This is a genomic window from Candidatus Accumulibacter contiguus, from assembly GCF_012940005.1.
Lineage (GTDB): Bacteria > Pseudomonadota > Gammaproteobacteria > Burkholderiales > Rhodocyclaceae > Accumulibacter > Accumulibacter contiguus.
The window spans coordinates 148,441-163,619 of sequence record NZ_SPMX01000007.1; the positions used below are offsets into that span (position 1 = coordinate 148,441).

Annotated in this window: 15 protein-coding genes and 2 tRNA genes; 7 read left to right on the forward strand and 10 right to left on the reverse strand. The window is 61.2% G+C overall.

What is annotated here, in order from left to right; genetic code table 11:
* Position 1: 1 nt before the first annotated feature.
* Positions 2-205 (reverse strand): hypothetical protein, encoded by a 204-nt coding sequence (locus E4Q08_RS03920; RefSeq protein WP_169069331.1) that lies wholly within the window; start codon positions 203-205, stop codon positions 2-4.
* Here E4Q08_RS03920 and E4Q08_RS03925 point away from each other — a divergent pair, their 5' ends adjacent.
* Both E4Q08_RS03925 and dtd read left to right on the forward strand, forming a co-directional pair.
* Positions 206-1,099: a cation diffusion facilitator family transporter gene (locus E4Q08_RS03925; RefSeq protein WP_308240053.1), complete on the forward strand. Its 894-nt coding sequence runs from the start codon at positions 206-208 to the stop codon at positions 1,097-1,099.
* Complete coding sequence (gene dtd, locus E4Q08_RS03930) at positions 1,096-1,548, forward strand: D-aminoacyl-tRNA deacylase (protein ID WP_169069408.1); 453 nt, start codon at positions 1,096-1,098, stop codon at positions 1,546-1,548. Before E4Q08_RS03925 ends, dtd begins: the two co-directional genes overlap by 4 nt.
* A gap of 70 nt (positions 1,549-1,618) precedes the next feature.
* Here the strand turns inward: dtd and E4Q08_RS03935 are convergent.
* Together E4Q08_RS03935 and E4Q08_RS03940 are read right to left on the reverse strand one after the other, a co-directional pair.
* Positions 1,619-1,694 (reverse strand) — tRNA-Glu (locus E4Q08_RS03935).
* A 19-nt stretch (positions 1,695-1,713) separates the two neighbouring features.
* A tRNA-Ala gene (locus tag E4Q08_RS03940) sits at positions 1,714-1,789 on the reverse strand.
* A gap of 732 nt (positions 1,790-2,521) precedes the next feature.
* Here E4Q08_RS03940 and E4Q08_RS03945 point away from each other — a divergent pair.
* Both E4Q08_RS03945 and E4Q08_RS03950 read left to right on the forward strand, forming a co-directional pair.
* Positions 2,522-3,613: an SMP-30/gluconolactonase/LRE family protein gene (locus E4Q08_RS03945; protein ID WP_443984444.1), complete on the forward strand. Its 1,092-nt coding sequence runs from the start codon at positions 2,522-2,524 to the stop codon at positions 3,611-3,613.
* A gap of 11 nt (positions 3,614-3,624) precedes the next feature.
* On the forward strand, positions 3,625-4,926 hold the full coding sequence (locus E4Q08_RS03950; RefSeq protein ID WP_169069410.1) for a patatin-like phospholipase family protein: 1,302 nt from the start codon (positions 3,625-3,627) through the stop codon (positions 4,924-4,926).
* A gap of 93 nt (positions 4,927-5,019) precedes the next feature.
* Here E4Q08_RS03950 and E4Q08_RS03955 read toward each other — a convergent pair whose 3' ends face one another.
* Positions 5,020-5,745 carry an FkbM family methyltransferase gene (locus tag E4Q08_RS03955; protein ID WP_169069411.1) on the reverse strand — a complete coding sequence of 242 codons (726 nt, stop codon included), beginning with the start codon at positions 5,743-5,745 and terminating at the stop codon, positions 5,020-5,022.
* Between the two features lie 39 nt (positions 5,746-5,784).
* Positions 5,785-6,309: a lysophospholipid acyltransferase family protein gene (locus tag E4Q08_RS03960; RefSeq protein WP_308240054.1), complete on the reverse strand. Its 525-nt coding sequence runs from the start codon at positions 6,307-6,309 to the stop codon at positions 5,785-5,787.
* A 367-nt stretch (positions 6,310-6,676) separates the two neighbouring features.
* Between E4Q08_RS03960 and E4Q08_RS03965 the strand changes: the two genes are divergently transcribed.
* Positions 6,677-7,666 (forward strand): tetratricopeptide repeat protein, encoded by a 990-nt coding sequence (locus E4Q08_RS03965; protein ID WP_169069413.1) that lies wholly within the window; start codon positions 6,677-6,679, stop codon positions 7,664-7,666.
* Between the two features lie 291 nt (positions 7,667-7,957).
* The gene (locus E4Q08_RS03970) at positions 7,958-8,908 is read left to right on the forward strand and encodes an adenylate/guanylate cyclase domain-containing protein (protein ID WP_169069414.1); all 951 of its coding nucleotides are present in this window, start codon (positions 7,958-7,960) and stop codon (positions 8,906-8,908) included.
* 92 nt (positions 8,909-9,000) lie between these two features.
* Here the strand turns inward: E4Q08_RS03970 and E4Q08_RS03975 are convergent, their stop codons facing one another.
* The 5 genes from E4Q08_RS03975 to E4Q08_RS03995 are packed head-to-tail and all read right to left on the reverse strand — an operon-like array spanning position 9,001 to position 14,138.
* Positions 9,001-9,711, reverse strand: a complete 711-nt coding sequence (locus tag E4Q08_RS03975) for a hypothetical protein (protein WP_034913364.1) — start codon at positions 9,709-9,711, stop codon at positions 9,001-9,003.
* Positions 9,704-10,600 (reverse strand): esterase/lipase family protein, encoded by an 897-nt coding sequence (locus tag E4Q08_RS03980; protein ID WP_034913361.1) that lies wholly within the window; start codon positions 10,598-10,600, stop codon positions 9,704-9,706. Before E4Q08_RS03980 ends, E4Q08_RS03975 begins: the two co-directional genes overlap by 8 nt.
* Positions 10,601-10,615: 15 nt before the next feature.
* Positions 10,616-12,223, reverse strand: coding sequence for a GMC family oxidoreductase (locus tag E4Q08_RS03985; protein WP_169069415.1), 1,608 nt, complete (start codon positions 12,221-12,223; stop codon positions 10,616-10,618).
* Positions 12,223-12,726, reverse strand: a complete 504-nt coding sequence (locus E4Q08_RS03990) for a hypothetical protein (RefSeq protein WP_034913359.1) — start codon at positions 12,724-12,726, stop codon at positions 12,223-12,225. Before E4Q08_RS03990 ends, E4Q08_RS03985 begins: the two co-directional genes overlap by 1 nt.
* Entirely contained in the window at positions 12,723-14,138 is a 1,416-nt protein-coding gene (locus tag E4Q08_RS03995) for a coniferyl aldehyde dehydrogenase (RefSeq protein WP_169069416.1), read from the reverse strand. The genes E4Q08_RS03990 and E4Q08_RS03995 overlap by 4 nt, the downstream gene beginning before the upstream one ends.
* A gap of 111 nt (positions 14,139-14,249) precedes the next feature.
* Between E4Q08_RS03995 and E4Q08_RS04000 the strand changes: the two genes are divergently transcribed.
* Positions 14,250-14,978, forward strand: coding sequence for a DUF8198 family protein (locus E4Q08_RS04000; protein ID WP_034911501.1), 729 nt, complete (start codon positions 14,250-14,252; stop codon positions 14,976-14,978).
* Positions 14,979-15,179 lie beyond the last annotated feature (201 nt).

Here is a 15,179-nt window from a genome sequence, read left to right on the forward strand (position 1 = left end):
GCTATTTTAGCGGATAAACATTAAGCCGGGCTGAAGCGATGGCGCCCAGCACGCGCTGCAGGAGGCGTGGCCTGGCCAAGTCATCTCCAATGGAAACAGCGATCTCGGGTACAATGCCCGGATCATGAGCGATCCACACCTCCAGCACGCGCACCAGCACCATCAGCACGATCACCATGAGCATGGCGAGCATGCGCATCATCATGTGGACACCGGCCCACGCCTGCTCTGGGCCTTGCTGCTGACGCTCGGCTTTGCCGGGGTCGAGGCAGCGACCGGCTTCTGGTCGGGATCGCTGGCATTGCTGAGTGATGCCGGGCATATGGTCACCGACAGCGCCTCACTCGGGCTCGCGGCCTTTGCGGCCTGGCTCGCGCAACGCCCGCCGACGCAACGACACACCTACGGATATGGTCGGGTCGAGACGCTGGCGGCGCTGCTCAATGTCGTTTTCATGGTACTGGTGGTGGTCGGGATCTCGGTCGCCGCAGTCGGTCGCATTCTCGATCCTGCCGCGGTCAATGGCGCAGCGGTCACCCTGGTTGCGGCGCTCGGCCTGGTCCTCAACATCGCCGTCGCATGGTTGCTGATGCACGGCGAGCAGACGATGAATACGCGCGGCGCCCTGCTGCACGTCCTCGGCGATCTGCTCGGTTCGGTGGCGGCGCTGGTCTCCGGCGCGGTGGTGATGTGGACCGGCTGGACCACCATCGACCCCCTGCTCTCGATTCTGATCTGCGCGCTGATGCTGGCGTCGAGCCTGCGTCTGTTGCGCGAAGTCCTGCAGGCATTGATGGAAGGCGTACCGCCGAGCCTGTCAACCGAGCAGATCGGATGCGTACTGGCTGGCATCGCGGGAGTTGCCTCGGTGCACGACCTGCATATCTGGACCTTGTCGTCGAAGCGCGTCGCCCTTTCGGCACATCTCATCGTCGAGTCACTAGAACAATGGCCGACAGTCCTCGCCGCCAGTCGGCATGCGCTGGCCGCGCAGGGAATTGCACACGTGACGCTGCAGCCGGAACCCTTGACCAATACCGTGCGCTGGCTGCCGATCCCCGAGAAACTCCGTCAGCAGAATGCCGGGGCCTCCCGATGAGGGTGCTCGTGCAGCGCGTCGCCGCGGCACGGGTCGAAGTCGAAGGAGAAGTCGCTGGCTCGATCGGAGCGGGTCTGCTGATCCTGGCCGCTTTCGAGGAGATCGATGCCAGCTCTGATCTGGCCTGGATGTCCGCCAAGCTGGCCCGACTGCGCATCTTCCCCGATGCGGCCGGGATAATGAACCGCAGCGTCATCGACGCCAAGGGTGAGCTTCTCGCAGTCAGCCAGTTCACACTCTTCGCGTCGACCCGGAAAGGCAATCGTCCATCGTGGAGTCGTGCAGCTCGTCCTGAACTCGCGCAAGCGCTGTTCCAAAGCTTTGTCGAGCAGCTCGAAAGCGCCAGCGGGCGTCGCGTGCAAACCGGTGTCTTCGGTGCCGACATGCGGGTACACCTGATCAACGACGGGCCGGTGACAATCAGCATCGATTCGCGTCAGCCAGAATAGCTCGGCACAACGCGTCGGCTGAAAACACGAATGGCACAACTTTTTTCAGGTGTGCCCTTGCTGCCATCGCTGGCGTCCCCACGGGGATTCGAACCCCGGTACCTACCGTGAAAGGGTAGTGTCCTGGGCCTCTAGACGATGGGGACCCGGAACTCTTTCGGCTTGTGGTGGAGGTACGCGGGATCGAACCGCGGACCTCTTGCATGCCATGCAAGCGCTCTCCCAGCTGAGCTATACCCCCGCCCGAAAGAAGCCGGAATTATAGGGAGTAGGCTCCCCGCTGTAAAGCGCTGTACGCACCCCAAGCCTCCAGCAGGCGGAAATGGGAGGGGTTTCGGGCGGAATCGGAAGGGTTCCGGGGAAAAATTAACAGCAGGGCGGGTGTCGAGAGCGATTTTTTACAGACCGGTTGACATAAAACGGGCATTATATCATATTTTTATCGTATTTTTATCGTATTTTCCGCCCGCTCTATGCACAATCCGGGTTATGTTCTTTAACTACGTTGGCCGCCAGGATCTTCTCGTAGAGCCGCCCCGGACGGCGCAGCCGCGCCTTTTCGCTTGGCCCGAATTGCTACGCTGCGCGGGCTCTTGGCAAGCTGCAGCAGGCCCATCATCGGCGAAGCGCTACTGGCCTTGCAAAATCTCCTTGAACTTTTCAAAGCAAGGTCTATGGTAAGGATAAGCTGATCATTTAATGCTGAACCAGCCGTTGAGAAGAGTTCTGCAGATGGCGTACGGGAGGTTCTGGAGTGTCGCCTGGCACTTCGGGAAGTGCTTGAATCCACCGGGCCTGGTTCGGCTACGCAAGCGTTTGCCACCAAGACAAGCGTTTGATGTATCGACGTTCTGAATGAAGGAGATTCACAATGTTAGCAAGTCCTGTTTCACCAGTAGTGGGGTCGGTGCCTGGCGCGGCAACTGCCCAGGCCATGCTTTCGCTGGCGCAGAAAAGCTGCCGCAGCCTGGTCATGCCATGCCCCGAGGACGTGACGATTGATCATGAGTATGAGCGTGTCTACATCTCGTCGTGTTCGCGTCCGCGTTTGCGCCGCCCGACGTCGACGGTCGCCTTCGGGTTTCAAACCGGCTTACCGGATTTCCCCAACCCCTTCAAACCGGCAAGCGCCAGCCTGGTCAACGGCGCGATCCTGACGCTGACTCTCAGCAATCTCGATGCGCCGGTGGTCAACCAGACCGCCGAGTTGAGTGAACTTGGCGCTTTTCGCCCGGTCGGCATCGACTTCTTGCCGATCGACAGCGCGCAGGCACGCCTTTTCGTAACCGACCGTCCGGCGGATGGGCGCGCCCGCGTAGTCATTTTCGACGTCGAGCGGGCGAGCGGAGCGCTTTCCAGGCCGCAGTTCATCGAGAATGAGTCTTTCATCCGCGCGCCGAACGAGATCGCTGCGGTCAGTACCGATGCCTTCTATTTCACCAATACTCAGGAAAGTCGCTTTCAATGGCAGCAGTTGATCGAGACTGTCGTTCCGATCGGCTTCGGTTCGATCGTTTCCTGCCGACTGATGACTGATGGGCCGGTGTTTCACGTCGACGATGCATTCAAGCACTTTCCCAACGGTGTTGCCTACGAATCCGCCACCAAGCGGCTGTATGTCGCTGCGTCGATGGCGAAGAAAATCATGGTCTATGGGGTCGTCGGCGCAGCGAGCAAGCCGAGACTCGTTCCGCTTGCTGAGATCGCAGTACCCGTTGCTGCCGACAATCTGACCTGGGACGCTGCCGGCAACCTCTGGGTCGCCGGCAGCCCTGATCTGGCTGCACTGATGTTCTATACGGTCGGTCAACGGGAAGACTGCCCGTCCGAGGTGGTCCGGATCGTCGATCCGAGTGGCGCCGCGCGTGTCGAGCCGGTCTTCACCGACGACGGGCAACTGATTTCGGCAGCGAGTGTCGGGGCATATCACGAGACCGGCGGTCGCCGGCAGCTGGTCGTCGGCGCACCATTCCAGAACCGGCTGCTGGTCGTCGATTGGGTAATCTTTTGGCTCNGCCGGTACCGCCCGTCGGGCCACCGCCAGGCAGCGTCACCACTCTCTTGAAGGAGAAAACCATGTTGCAAAGGATTGGACTGGCGTTTCAGGGAGGGTCATTTCTCGCCGGAGCGATCGACGCTGGCGTCGTCAGCGGCCTGGTCGAGGCGCGCGCCTTCGAAAAATACGACATCAGCGCGTATTCCGGCACCTCTGCGGGCGCCCTGGTTGCCGCGGTGTGCTGGCGTCATGCGCTGCAGCATGCGCATGGGACGATGCAGGAGCGCATGGCGACCGCTCCCGAGGCGCTCCGCAAGCAGTGGCTGCACAATGCAAACGGGATGATTTTCAACCAGGCAGTGGGCGACGGGGTGAAGGCGGTCGATCATTTGTGGTCGTCGACCAACCCGGCCTATTTCTGGTGGAAGGACAAGGTCGCGGTGGAATGGCTGCACGGTCGTTTTCAGGACTGGCTGAATGCCTATGTCGAACCGGAGACCTGCATGGACTTGCTCTACCAGCGTTACGTGGCTTCCACGCAGCCGCCGGGTGATCTGGCTGCGGCGCAACTCGCTTTCGACAGGGATACGAAGGACGGGACGCGGCCACGCTTGCTGGTTGGCGCCACGCGCGTGAAGGACAGCGAGGATGTCAACATTACCGACGAAGACTTCTTCGCCGAACTCGTCAAGGCGTTGAAAGGCCACCCGGGCGACCACGCCACAGCGATCCGCGTCGCTGCCGACTACATGCGCCACGGAATCATGGCATCCGGCTCGATCGACTTTATCAACGGCATGACCACCATCAAGGAGGGTCGCCACGCCGGGACTTACCTCGACGGCGCCTGGTCGGAGAACCCGCCGCTGAAGGGGCTGCTCAGTGCCAGGCTTGACCAGATCTGGATGGTCGAGGTGTTTCCCAGGCGCTGCGCCGAGATTCCCGATACTTTTGCAGAGCGCGAGGACCGGCGCGAGGAACTGTGGCAGAACGCGGTGGTCGAGCAGCAGCGCACCTTCATCAACAAGGTCAACCTGTGGATCGAGAGCGGCCGGCTGGTATCCGACGCAACCTTGCTGGCGGGCCTGAAAACCAGTCTGCTGGCGAAACTCAAGGACCGGACAAGCCCAGAATGTCAGCGCTTGCTGGCGGCGTTCAGGAACAGCGAGGATGATTGGGAGGACAAGATCAACGAAGACGAGAAAATCGTCGATGCGATCCTCAAGCCCTACCGATACGTCGAGACGCGCTGCATCCAGCTGCCGCCGGAAATGCAGTCCCTGACTGCCGGCGCGCGCCTGGTCAACACGCCGAGCTTTCTGCTCGACAAGATGGAATTTGGACGTGCCAATACTCTCCAGTTTCTGACTACGCTCCATTGAAGCGAGGCCGCGCCCGACAGGGCGCGGTGTCTGGCAAGGAGGATCCGGGCGGCAGATCCCGATGGACGGTAAGCGACCCGGGTCACGGGTGAGCTACGTAGCCGCTTGTCCACGAACCAGCATGCAGTCGAACTCGATGATCGCCAGAGTGGTCTTGTCGCGAGATACCGGAAAAAAACCGGACGGCAGGAATCCGGCCGCCTGGAAAACCGTCAGTGATTCAATGAAACCGGGGGTTCCTTGGTAGAGCGGGATGACCGAACACTCGATCAGAACTGCCTTGATCCGTGGCAGCAAGGCCGTTGCCCCCGAGAAAACCTGCAGATCGAATCCCTGGGTGTCGAGTTTGAGAAGCAGGCGGCTCTCCTGTTGGGCAATGCCCTCGATGCCATCGAGACGTTTCACCGGTACCTTGATGATTTCTTTCAGACCGGTGCGTTCAGGGAAATATTGCTCGGAATTCTCGTTGGTTTTCAGGAAGGATGAAAAATCGCTGCCGGCAAGGACGTTGAGTTCCATCGCCCCATCCTGTTCGGCCAGCCCGCAATGGTGAGTCGTGAACAAACGATCTGCAGCGAATCGCTCGGCAAGCTCACGGGCCATCGCCGGAATGGGCTCGAATGCCTCGATACGCCCGGCAAATCCGGCAGCGCGCAACCGCGATGAAAATTGCCCGGCATTGGCGCCCACATCGATGACCGTATCAATCGCGTGCTTGTCGAGGATCTGCAACAGATGCCTGTCGAGTTGCAGGTGATTCTTGCGGCGGGAGATTGCATCGTAGCCAAACCAGCCGGCTAACGCAGGAACAAGTTTCATCTCTATCCTTACCGAGGAACAGGCAGCGAGTCGGCTCTGCTAAGGGTTCTTGCCGGTGATGCCTGCGTAGAATGCCTGGATCTCCAGCATGTCGGCTGAAAGGTCGCCTGTCGGTTGAAACAGGCGGCTCACGCCAGCCACTTTTTCCTTGAAATCCAGATAACCCAGGGCGATCGGGACACCAGCACCTGCGGCGATGTAATAGAAACCCGTTTTCCAGCGAGTCACTCGGCTTCGAGTCCCCTCCGGGGAAACAATGATGACCATTCCAGAATTGTTGTCAAAGGCATCGACCGTGCTTTGTACGAGATTTCCTACGCGCTCGCGGTTCACCGGAATCCCGCCCAGCCAACCCATCACGCCACCGATCAGGGGCGGAAAGAGCGTCGATTTTCCCATCCAGTACACCCGCAGCTGCAGGGCAAAACAGACCATCAGGGTGAAGGGAAAGTCCCAATTACTGGTGTGCGGCGCGGCAATCAACACATATTTTGGTGCATCCGGCGCGCCGCCTTTCACTCGCCATCCCAGCAAGTGCAACAGCAGCCGGGACAGCCAGTGCATGAGGGTATTGATCAGCGGGGTAGCGAAAATCGTACGCTGCATGGATGAAATCTTTGCCAGTCAAGGCGGTTGGTGGAGATGGGCGGTGTGCAGGCGCAAGCCGGGCAGTTTTTCGCTCGAGTCCATCCTGCCGGAGCCAAGCGAGCCACCATCTAGTCTACTCTCTTCTGAAACACCGGATCCGATGAAGGATTCCAAGAGCACGCCACGAATCACCGAGACGGCCAAGGGACTCTGAGTGGTCAATAGGATTGCCGGGATGGCGTCGGGTGCAGTTCTTTTGTCGTGCCGATTACCGAAACGGTGGCGAATGCAACTGACTTGTCCTAGACTATTTGGTCTTCATTCGCGCCAGGAAAGTCCAACCATGAAATGCTCATTATGCCAGGAGAGAAAAGGCAAGCGGGTCTGCAAGATCAAAGCGGCCCAGTTGATCTGCCCGACTTGCTGTGCAAGCCTGCGGACAGAGGTCTGCGAGGGCTGTTCCTATTACGGTCCGTGTCTTGCCTATCAGCGCGAAAAGCAGCTCAACCACAAGAAAGACTTTCTCGTCGAGATCCTGCCCGAGATCGACGAACGCTGTGACGTCGCTCTGGAACTGGCCGAGAAGGGCAAGCTTGCACAAGCGATGGCCATTCTCGAAGAACTCCGCCAGCAGCATCCGAATTATCATATGGTGATCTATGGAATAGGCGCCTGCCATGCCCTGCGTGGCGACCTCGATGAGGCCATCCATTGCTTCGAGCGGGCAGTAGAGATTTTCCCGCTGCTGGCGCAAGCGCACTACAATCTGGGCACAGCCTATATGCAAAAGGTCGATTTCCAGAAAGCCGTCAGTGCTTACGAGAATGCCATCGCAGTCGATCGCCGCGATGGTGAGGTGGGAAGACTGGCCCGCAAGCATCTCGACGAGCTGGAAGTCCTGGTGCGCAGCCACTCTGGCATCAGCCTGGCGCAATACCTCAACAATTCACGGACCTTCGACAAGGCGTTTGCCGCCCTGCGCGACGGCCAGTACCCATTGTCCATCGAATTGTTCGAGCAGGTTCTGAAAGTGGACAAGAATCATGTGCAATCGTACGGCAACATGGGTCTTGCCTATGCCAGCCTCGGCAACAGGCAGAAAGCCCTGGAGTGCCTGGACAAGGCGATTGAACTCGATCCGGAGTATGAACCTGCAATCATCAATCGACAGGCCGTTGTGCGCATCCCTGATGGTCAGGCGCTGCGCATCCCCGAACTTCTAGAAATCAGCTATTACAGAGATGTCATTGAACGCCAGGAGTCATCCACCAACAGGCTGTCGGCAAAAGGCGGGATTTCCCTCGATGACAAGCGCAGTACCGAGCCCTCTTGAGCAGCGATGATCGACGGACTGGCCGGAGACTGTCTGCAACAGCGGTCCCGATCCGTTCTGCTGCCAATGGGCCAATGGGCACTGAAATGGCCGAGATGACCGATGAGGAGTATCATCCGGGCAGGTTGCGGTTTCTGTGATTCTTGCAGAATCGGCAGGTTTTGCACGAACGATCTTCAGTAAGGATACGAAGCTGCTGCGTACCCGAAGACGCAGCGGTTGATGGAAAATTCACGAGCTCGGGGAGATGGGTACCTGACGCTCTGGCCTACGGGAACTCGGAAGATCAACATGAAATTGCCCAAGCAGATGTCCGCAGCGGGCGGCCACCGGACGGCAGTGCGCCAACAGGTATCGGCAACCGTGCTGTTCGCCGATATCTGCGGCAGTACCCGCTTGTTCGAAAAATATGGTGATTGGCAGGCGCGACAGATCGAGAGCCGGGTTCTCGAGTTGCTCCAGGCAAAAACCGCAGAGTTCGACGGTACGGTGGTCAAAACCATCGGCGATGAGATCATGAGCCGCTTTCCGGACGCGGCACGGGCCTTGCAGGCTGCCTGTGAAATGCACTCCGTGATCAAGGACGATCCACCCTTGCTGGAATTCAACATCGCCGTCCGGATCGGTCTGCAGCACGGGCCCGTTCTGGTCGAGCAAAGCGACCTGTTCGGAGACGCGGTTAATGTGGCTGCTCGCATGGTCGCCCTGGCCAAGGCCGACCAGATCATCACCACCCGCGAGACGGTTCGCCAGTTGCCGGACAATCTCGAACTGATGTCCCGCAGTCTCGGTTGGTCGCGCGTCCGGGGCAAGCAGGAGGAGATGGAAATCGTCGAGGTGATCTGGCAGGAGTCATCCAGCCTGACGCAACTCGTCAGCATCGAGCAACAGGATGAAATACGCAGCCTGCTGTTCGCCCGCCTGATTCTCAAATATCGTGACAGAACCTTCGAGGTGATGCCCGACTCCCATATTTTCACCATCGGGCGCGGCGACAGGAACAATCTGGTGGTAGATCAGGATCGAGTGTCCCGCACACATGCCGATATCGAGTTCCGTCAGGGCAAATTCATCCTGGTCGATGGCAGTACCAACGGTACCCATCTATTGCTGGAGAACGGCTCGCGTTTCTTCGTGCAGCGCGAGGAGTTTACCCTGCACGACCGGGGGATCATCTGCCTCGGACAGGTGGCCGCCGAAAATGACCCTGATCTGATCCGCTACGAGTGCGTACAGCCATGATGCACGGCCTGGCCTGGCGATCATTGGGACTCGGTGCTGACAAGCCGTAAGGGTGGATGGGTGTGGCGGCACGCCCCTTGGTGGCTTCCACCTTATGGCTCTGGCCGGACGGGAGGCTTGACGCTCGAAGAAGGCTTGCCCGGCTGCTCGAACTTCCAGCTCGGCTGTGCGGGTGGTGGCTTCTGAACGGGCAATGGTCGCAGCAAAGGCCGCTGGTGCGGACGCTGATGCCAGCCGGCGACATGGCGCAGATAGAAGGTCACCGGTTCCGCCAGCTTGAGCAAGCCGCCGTTGCCATCGACGATCGCGGCATCCAGCTGGTAATGCTGGTTTACGGGTGGCAGCGTGTCTCCCCAGAACTCGGGTGGAATCATGAATTCATGGGCGGTGAAGCGCTGGCCGACGGGGCGACCGTTGATGCTGACGGTGATGGCATGCCCTTCGCCAAGTTGCAGTGCCGGTTCCACCGCCACCCGCACCTCGAACAATGCGCTGTTGGCGGCGACACTGCCGTCGTTTGCGGGGACGACGATGCTGAATTTGCGGTAGGCAGGTGGTGGCGCCGCGGCTGGGCCGCTTTCCTCCGCTGTTCGGCGGGTGGCCGGGACAGGCGCTTTGGGGACGACCGGAACCGGTTTGCTGATATTGAGTTCCGGCAGGCTTACCGGCTGGGCACCTGCTTGCGGTTTGTCGGAATACATCGGGCTGCCAGCGCCGCGAGTGACAAAGACCTCCTGCGCCGCTGCCTGAACGGACAGCAGCAGTGAGAGCAGCACGAGGAACTGGATCGCCGGCTCAGGCACTGCGTGCGCAAGTCTGGTCAAGCGCGGCCAACAACACCTGCGCTACGCGTGGCGAATAGAGCATCGTCAGATGACCGAGCCCTTCGATCGAGTGGCTGGCGGTACCCGGCAATTGCAAGTTGCTTTGTGGCATCACATAATTGTCGTGCGGACTGTAGATGACCAGAGTATCAAGCATCGGCGCCGGACTGGCAAGCGCCTGCAGCCAGGCGCTACCGATCCGCATCTGACGCGCGTTGGCGCCGAAACCGAGCGGCGCGATCCGACTGCCCTGATGCGGAGTTCCGAGAGTCACCAGACCGACGACTCGCGATTTGCCATAATGCTGCAGATAGGCGCGCGCGACCAGCCCGCCCATGCTGTGGCCGACCAGCAACAGATGTTCGGCACCGGTCTCGGCGAGAACCGCAGCGATTCGTTGCTCCAGGGGATCGACGTAATCGTCGATGCTGCCGAAGACCGGTTCGAGGTTGATCGTCGCCACCGTCCAGCCGGCTGCCTGCAAACGACGGCGCAGCCACCACCAGGCCGCGCGCGAGCAGCCGTAGCCGTGCACCAGCAGCACCGGCGGGCGGCTGCCTGCGGGCAGAAGGTCGGGGCGCATCCACCAGCGTTCGAAAGGGAAGAGGAGCACGAAGCAGAGCAGATGCGCTGCATACTCGCCGAGAACCATGCGCAGCGCCTGCCACAGCGATAGGGTCGGCGCCGGTGAATGCCAGGCCCAGGCATAGGCGTAGGTGATGAGGGTCAGCACGGCGCGCAGCGAAAGAATGCCGGCTAGTGTCAGCAGTGCCGCCTGAAACGGCGAAGCATCGAAGCCGTACCTGGCAATCGCCACGTAGAGCGCCACTTCGAGGAGCAGGGAAAGGCGAAGAGCACGTGCGAGCATGACGGTAAATCTCCGTCAGGGGATGAGCGGACTTGGCCTGCCGGACAATTCGGCGGCCAGCAGGCTGGCGTTGCGTGCCACCAGTCCGTAGATCGAGAGCTGCGGATTGACCCCCAGGCTGGTCGGAAAGAGCGATCCGTCGTGTATCGACAGATTGGCGAGCCAGAAGTGCCGGCCGCGATGATCGACGACGCCACGCTGTGGCCCGTCGGCCATCCCGCAACCGCCCATCACGTGCGCGCTGACGACCCGGCAGACGAATGGCTTGAGCGGCAGTTCATTGATCCCTTTCCTGGCTTCGGCCCAGCTTGCATAGCCCGGAGCCGTTTCGTGCGCTGGCGAAACCCAGCGCGCGCCGGCGGCAAACTGGATTTCGGCCATTGCCAACAGGGCGCGACGCGTGGCTTCCCAGATCACGTCGCCGAGCGGATAATCGAGCACCGGCAGACCGTCACTGCCGAGACGAACCTGGCCGCCGCGGCTTTCGGGATGAAAACCATCGCGCAGCAGCGCCAGCAGCGCGTTGACCTGCGTGAACTCGCGCATCAGTCTGGCGTGTGCCTCGCCAAAGCCCTGCAGGGTGGTCGAAAAGAGCACCGGATGCAAGGGCGGCGTCTCGATCTTGAAGCCGAGCGGACCGTCGATCGGCGCCTGGTGCAGAAAATGATCGGAGTAGATCGATTGCGGCGCGCCGGCGTAAGCATCGACGCGCTCTGGCATCAGTGCCGACGAAATCACCACCGGGTGCAGGAAAGTGCGCTTGCCCAGCAAGCGGAAGGGGTCGGGAACGCCGCTGCGCAGCAACAGCGCCGGGCTGCCGATGGCGCCGCCGGCGATCACGAAATGGCGGGCGCGCAACTGCACCCGCTTGCCGGACGGATGAATGCCGTCGGGCTGCAGCGCCATGCAGTCGAGGGCGCTGACCCGGCTGCCATTGAAACGTAGACGTTCGGCGCGCAGGCGGGTGTACAAGGTCGCACCACGGTTGAGCGCTGCCGGGATGGTGGTCAGCAGCATCGACTGCTTGGCGTTGGTCGGGCAGCCCATGCCGCAGTAACCGAGGTTCCAGCAACCCTTGACGTTGCGCTTGATGACCCCGACCGGGATGGCGAGCTTCTCGCCACCGACCACCAGCACCTGGTTGTTCGGGTTCGGCGGCGTATCCCAGGGGCGCACCCACAGCTTGTGCTCCATCACGGCGAACCAGGAACTCATCGAGTGGGCGCTGAGTTGCCGCAAGCCGAACTGGCGTTGCCAGAAGTCGAAGACCTCGGGCGGCGTGCGGAAGCTGCTGGTCCAGTTTACCGTCGTCGAACCACCGACGCAGCGCCCCTGCAGAATGTTGATCGCCTTGTCGGCAGTCTTGCGCGAAGCCGATTCCTGATACAGCTCGGGATAGGCATCGGCTTCGCGCATCTTGAAGTCGGTCGACGAGCGTAGCGGCCCTTCCTCGACGAGAACGACGCGCAGACCGGCGTCGCTGAGGATGTCGGCAGTCACTCCGCCACCGGCGCCGGTACCGACGATGACCACATCGAACTCGTGCGTCTGGCCCCTGGGGAGCGTCGATGCGTCAATGTGCTTCCAGCCGGAAGCCAGACCGGTCTTGATCGGATCGAGCATCAGAAATACCCTTTTGGTGGACCGGGATAGCCGATGGCATCCCAGGTTTCGGGACGTGCGTACCAGGCTCCGAAAGTCAGGTCGTGCAGCGCTCCATAGGCGGTCTGCAGCAGGTTGAGGCGGCTCGCTCGCCAGGATTGCAGGAATTCGCCAACCTCGGCGACGCTGGCTTCTCGCCATGGCTTGCCGACACCGGCAAGCATGAAGCGCGCCGGCGCCAGCACCAGCAGGCCGAACAACTCGCCGATCTCCTTCTGGGCGGCCAGCGGCAGGCCGGCGACCTCAACGGCGATGCCATCGACGGTCAGGGCCACCTGCTGGCGGCGTTGCTCATGGTCTCTTGGCAGCGCACCTTCGAGCATCGCGTTGCATAGCGCGCCGAGCATCTCGCGCTCGCTGTTGCTCAGGCGGCGTGCTCCGGCGGCATTGAGCCAGCCACAGAACGAGAGCAGGAGACTTCCGGCAATACCAGTCTTGATGAATTGGCGACGGGACGGAATCATCGCAGAAGGATCCTCGTCAAGCGCTCGAACAGGCCCCGGTAAGGCGGCTTGAACAGGCCGATGCCGGACAGCCGGGACTGCCGAAAAACCCCTTTCCTGACCGAGAAGGTCTCGAAACCGGCGAAACCGTGATAGCAACCCATGCCGCTCGGACCCACACCACCGAAGGGCAGGTCGTCCTGTGCGATGTGCAGAATGGTGTCGTTGATCGTCACTCCGCCGCAAACCGTTTCATCGAGGATGCGCTCGATCGCGGCACGATCGTTGTCGAAGTAATACAGCGCCAGCGGGCGCGGCCGGCCGTTGACGAAGGCTATTGCCTCGTCGAGATCGCGGTACGGCCGCAGCGGCAGCAGCGGGCCGAAGATTTCCTCTTGCATCACGCGCAACTCGTCACCGGCGTCAAGCAGCACTACCGGCGGCAGGCGCCGCCTGAGTGGGTCGGCAACGGCAGCTGCTGCCAGGTCGACAATCTTCGCTCCGGCCATTCTGGCCTCTTCAAGGCAGGCCGAGAGGCGCGCATACTGGCGCTGATCGACGATCGTCGAATAGTCTGCGGTTTTCTCGATGTCGGGATAGCAGGCGGCGACGACGCTGCGTGCCTGATCGATGAATGCCTGCTCCTGTCCGGCCGGCAGCAGCACGTAGTCGGGAGCGATGCAGGTCTGTCCGGCGTTGAGGCACTTGCCGACGATGATGCGCTCGACGGCACGAGCGAAGTGGGCTGGGGACAGCGCGGGACCGATGATCGCCGGTGACTTGCCGCCGAGTTCGAGCGTCACCGGTGTCAGGTTTTCTGCCGCGGCACGCATCACCTGGCGGCCGACCGAAGTCGAACCAGTGAACAACAGATGGTCGAAGGGAAGCTGCGAAAATTCCCTGGCCACCTTGACGTCGCCCTCGACCACCGACAACTCGTCTTCAGCGAAGTATCTGCCAACCAGCTCGGCGAACAGCGACGCGGTCGCCGGGGTGATCTCCGACATCTTGACCAGCGCCCGATTGCCGGCGGCCAGTGCTGCTGCGAGCGGTGCCGCGGCGAGGAAAATCGGGTAGTTCCAGGGCACCATGATGCCGACGGCGCCAAGCGGCTGATGACGCACTTCCGCCCGGCCCGGCTGAAACCACAGCGAAACCGAACGCGCCTGTGGCTGCATCCAGCGCCGCAGGTTGCGGCGCGCATGGCGGATCGCTTCGTGACTCGGAAAAAGCTCGAGCAGGCGTGTTTCGGCAGCCGAACGATGGCCAAAATCGCGGCCTATCGCGTCGGCGATCGCCTGCTCGTTGTCGAGCAACAGCCGATCGAGTGCCAGCAGGCGGCGATCGCGCAAGGCCCGATCCGGATGTGGATCGCTGCGTGCCGCCGCCTGCAAAAGGGAAAAGCGCCTTGCCAGGGTATCGGGATGAGGCATTTGCCGCTCCTTTCCAGGGTTCTGTCGGATCACAGTCTAAGCTCTGCAAGCGATACCCGTTAGGGGAAGCCCTCTAAACAGATTCTGCCTGACGATGCATAATCCTTGGCCATGGACAATTCGACCGTCTCGATCGAAAAACAGCAGAGCGCCGCGGCCCTACGGCAACATCTGCAAACGGCGAAGCACCTGCGCCAGCAAGCCAACCGCGAGTCTGCGGCAGCGCAGGATCGTTTGCGCCTGCGCGAATGGCAGGCCGGGCGACTGGCCCGTACGCATGCCGACCTGCTGGCCAGCGCGCGTTTCGGACAGGCAGCGCAGTTCTTTCTCTCCGATCTCTACGGCCCAAAGGACTTCAGCAGCCGCGACGAAGAGGTCGAGCGCATTTTGCCGCTATTGATCAAGATGTTGCCGGGCTCGGCGCTGCGCACCATCGCTCTGGCCGTCGAACTCGACGCGCTCTCCGAACAGCTTGATTCGGCGATGGTCGCCATTCTTTGCCGGATCGGGCAGATCAACTGCATCGACGAAGACGCCTATGCTGCTGCCTACCGGGCGGTTGCCTGCCAGCCGCAGCGCCAGCGTCAGATCGAGCTGATTCGCGAGATCGGTGAAGCGCTCGACAGGCTGGCCAGGAAGCCGCTGTTGCACGGCATGCTCAAGCTGATGCGCGGCCCCTCGTACCTGGCCGGACTCGGCGACCTGCACGAGTTCCTCGAACGCGGCTTCAATGCCTTTCGCAGCATGGGTTCGGCCACCGAGTTTCTCGACTCGATCGAATGCAAGGAGCAGAAACTGCTGAGCAAGCTCTTTGCCGGTGTTGCCAGTCCATTTTCCTGATCCAGGACAAGCTGCTCCCCCGACGCTGGCGCGCGCGAGGATCCACCCTGCGCACTCCGGTTCGTCATGGTCGATTCGTACACTTTGTGACACAAAACGACAAATACCACACAGATCCGCGGCATTTTTATCTATAGCATTGAATCTGTCGCCGGGGCCGANTCCNNCCAGGTACGAGGGGCCGCGCATCAGCTTGAGCAT

Bases quoted from the DNA above. Each gene is read 5' to 3' on its own strand.
- E4Q08_RS03990 (WP_034913359.1), bottom strand. From the start codon at position 12,726: ATGATTCCGTCCCGTCGCCAATTCATCAAGACTGGTATTGCCGGAAGT.
- E4Q08_RS03950 (WP_169069410.1), top strand. From the start codon at position 3,625: ATGTTGCAAAGGATTGGACTGGCGTTTCAGGGAGGGTCATTTCTCGCC.
- E4Q08_RS03970 (WP_169069414.1), top strand. From the start codon at position 7,958: ATGAAATTGCCCAAGCAGATGTCCGCAGCGGGCGGCCACCGGACGGCA.
- E4Q08_RS03995 (WP_169069416.1), bottom strand. From the start codon at position 14,138: ATGCCTCATCCCGATACCCTGGCAAGGCGCTTTTCCCTTTTGCAGGCG.
- E4Q08_RS03965 (WP_169069413.1), top strand. From the start codon at position 6,677: ATGAAATGCTCATTATGCCAGGAGAGAAAAGGCAAGCGGGTCTGCAAG.
- E4Q08_RS03985 (WP_169069415.1), bottom strand. From the start codon at position 12,223: ATGCTCGATCCGATCAAGACCGGTCTGGCTTCCGGCTGGAAGCACATT.
- E4Q08_RS03920 (WP_169069331.1), bottom strand. From the start codon at position 205: ATGATGATGCGCATGCTCGCCATGCTCATGGTGATCGTGCTGATGGTG.
- dtd (WP_169069408.1), top strand. From the start codon at position 1,096: ATGAGGGTGCTCGTGCAGCGCGTCGCCGCGGCACGGGTCGAAGTCGAA.
- E4Q08_RS03980 (WP_034913361.1), bottom strand. From the start codon at position 10,600: ATGCTCGCACGTGCTCTTCGCCTTTCCCTGCTCCTCGAAGTGGCGCTC.
- E4Q08_RS03955 (WP_169069411.1), bottom strand. From the start codon at position 5,745: ATGAAACTTGTTCCTGCGTTAGCCGGCTGGTTTGGCTACGATGCAATC.
- E4Q08_RS04000 (WP_034911501.1), top strand. From the start codon at position 14,250: ATGGACAATTCGACCGTCTCGATCGAAAAACAGCAGAGCGCCGCGGCC.
- E4Q08_RS03960 (WP_308240054.1), bottom strand. From the start codon at position 6,309: ATGCACTGGCTGTCCCGGCTGCTGTTGCACTTGCTGGGATGGCGAGTG.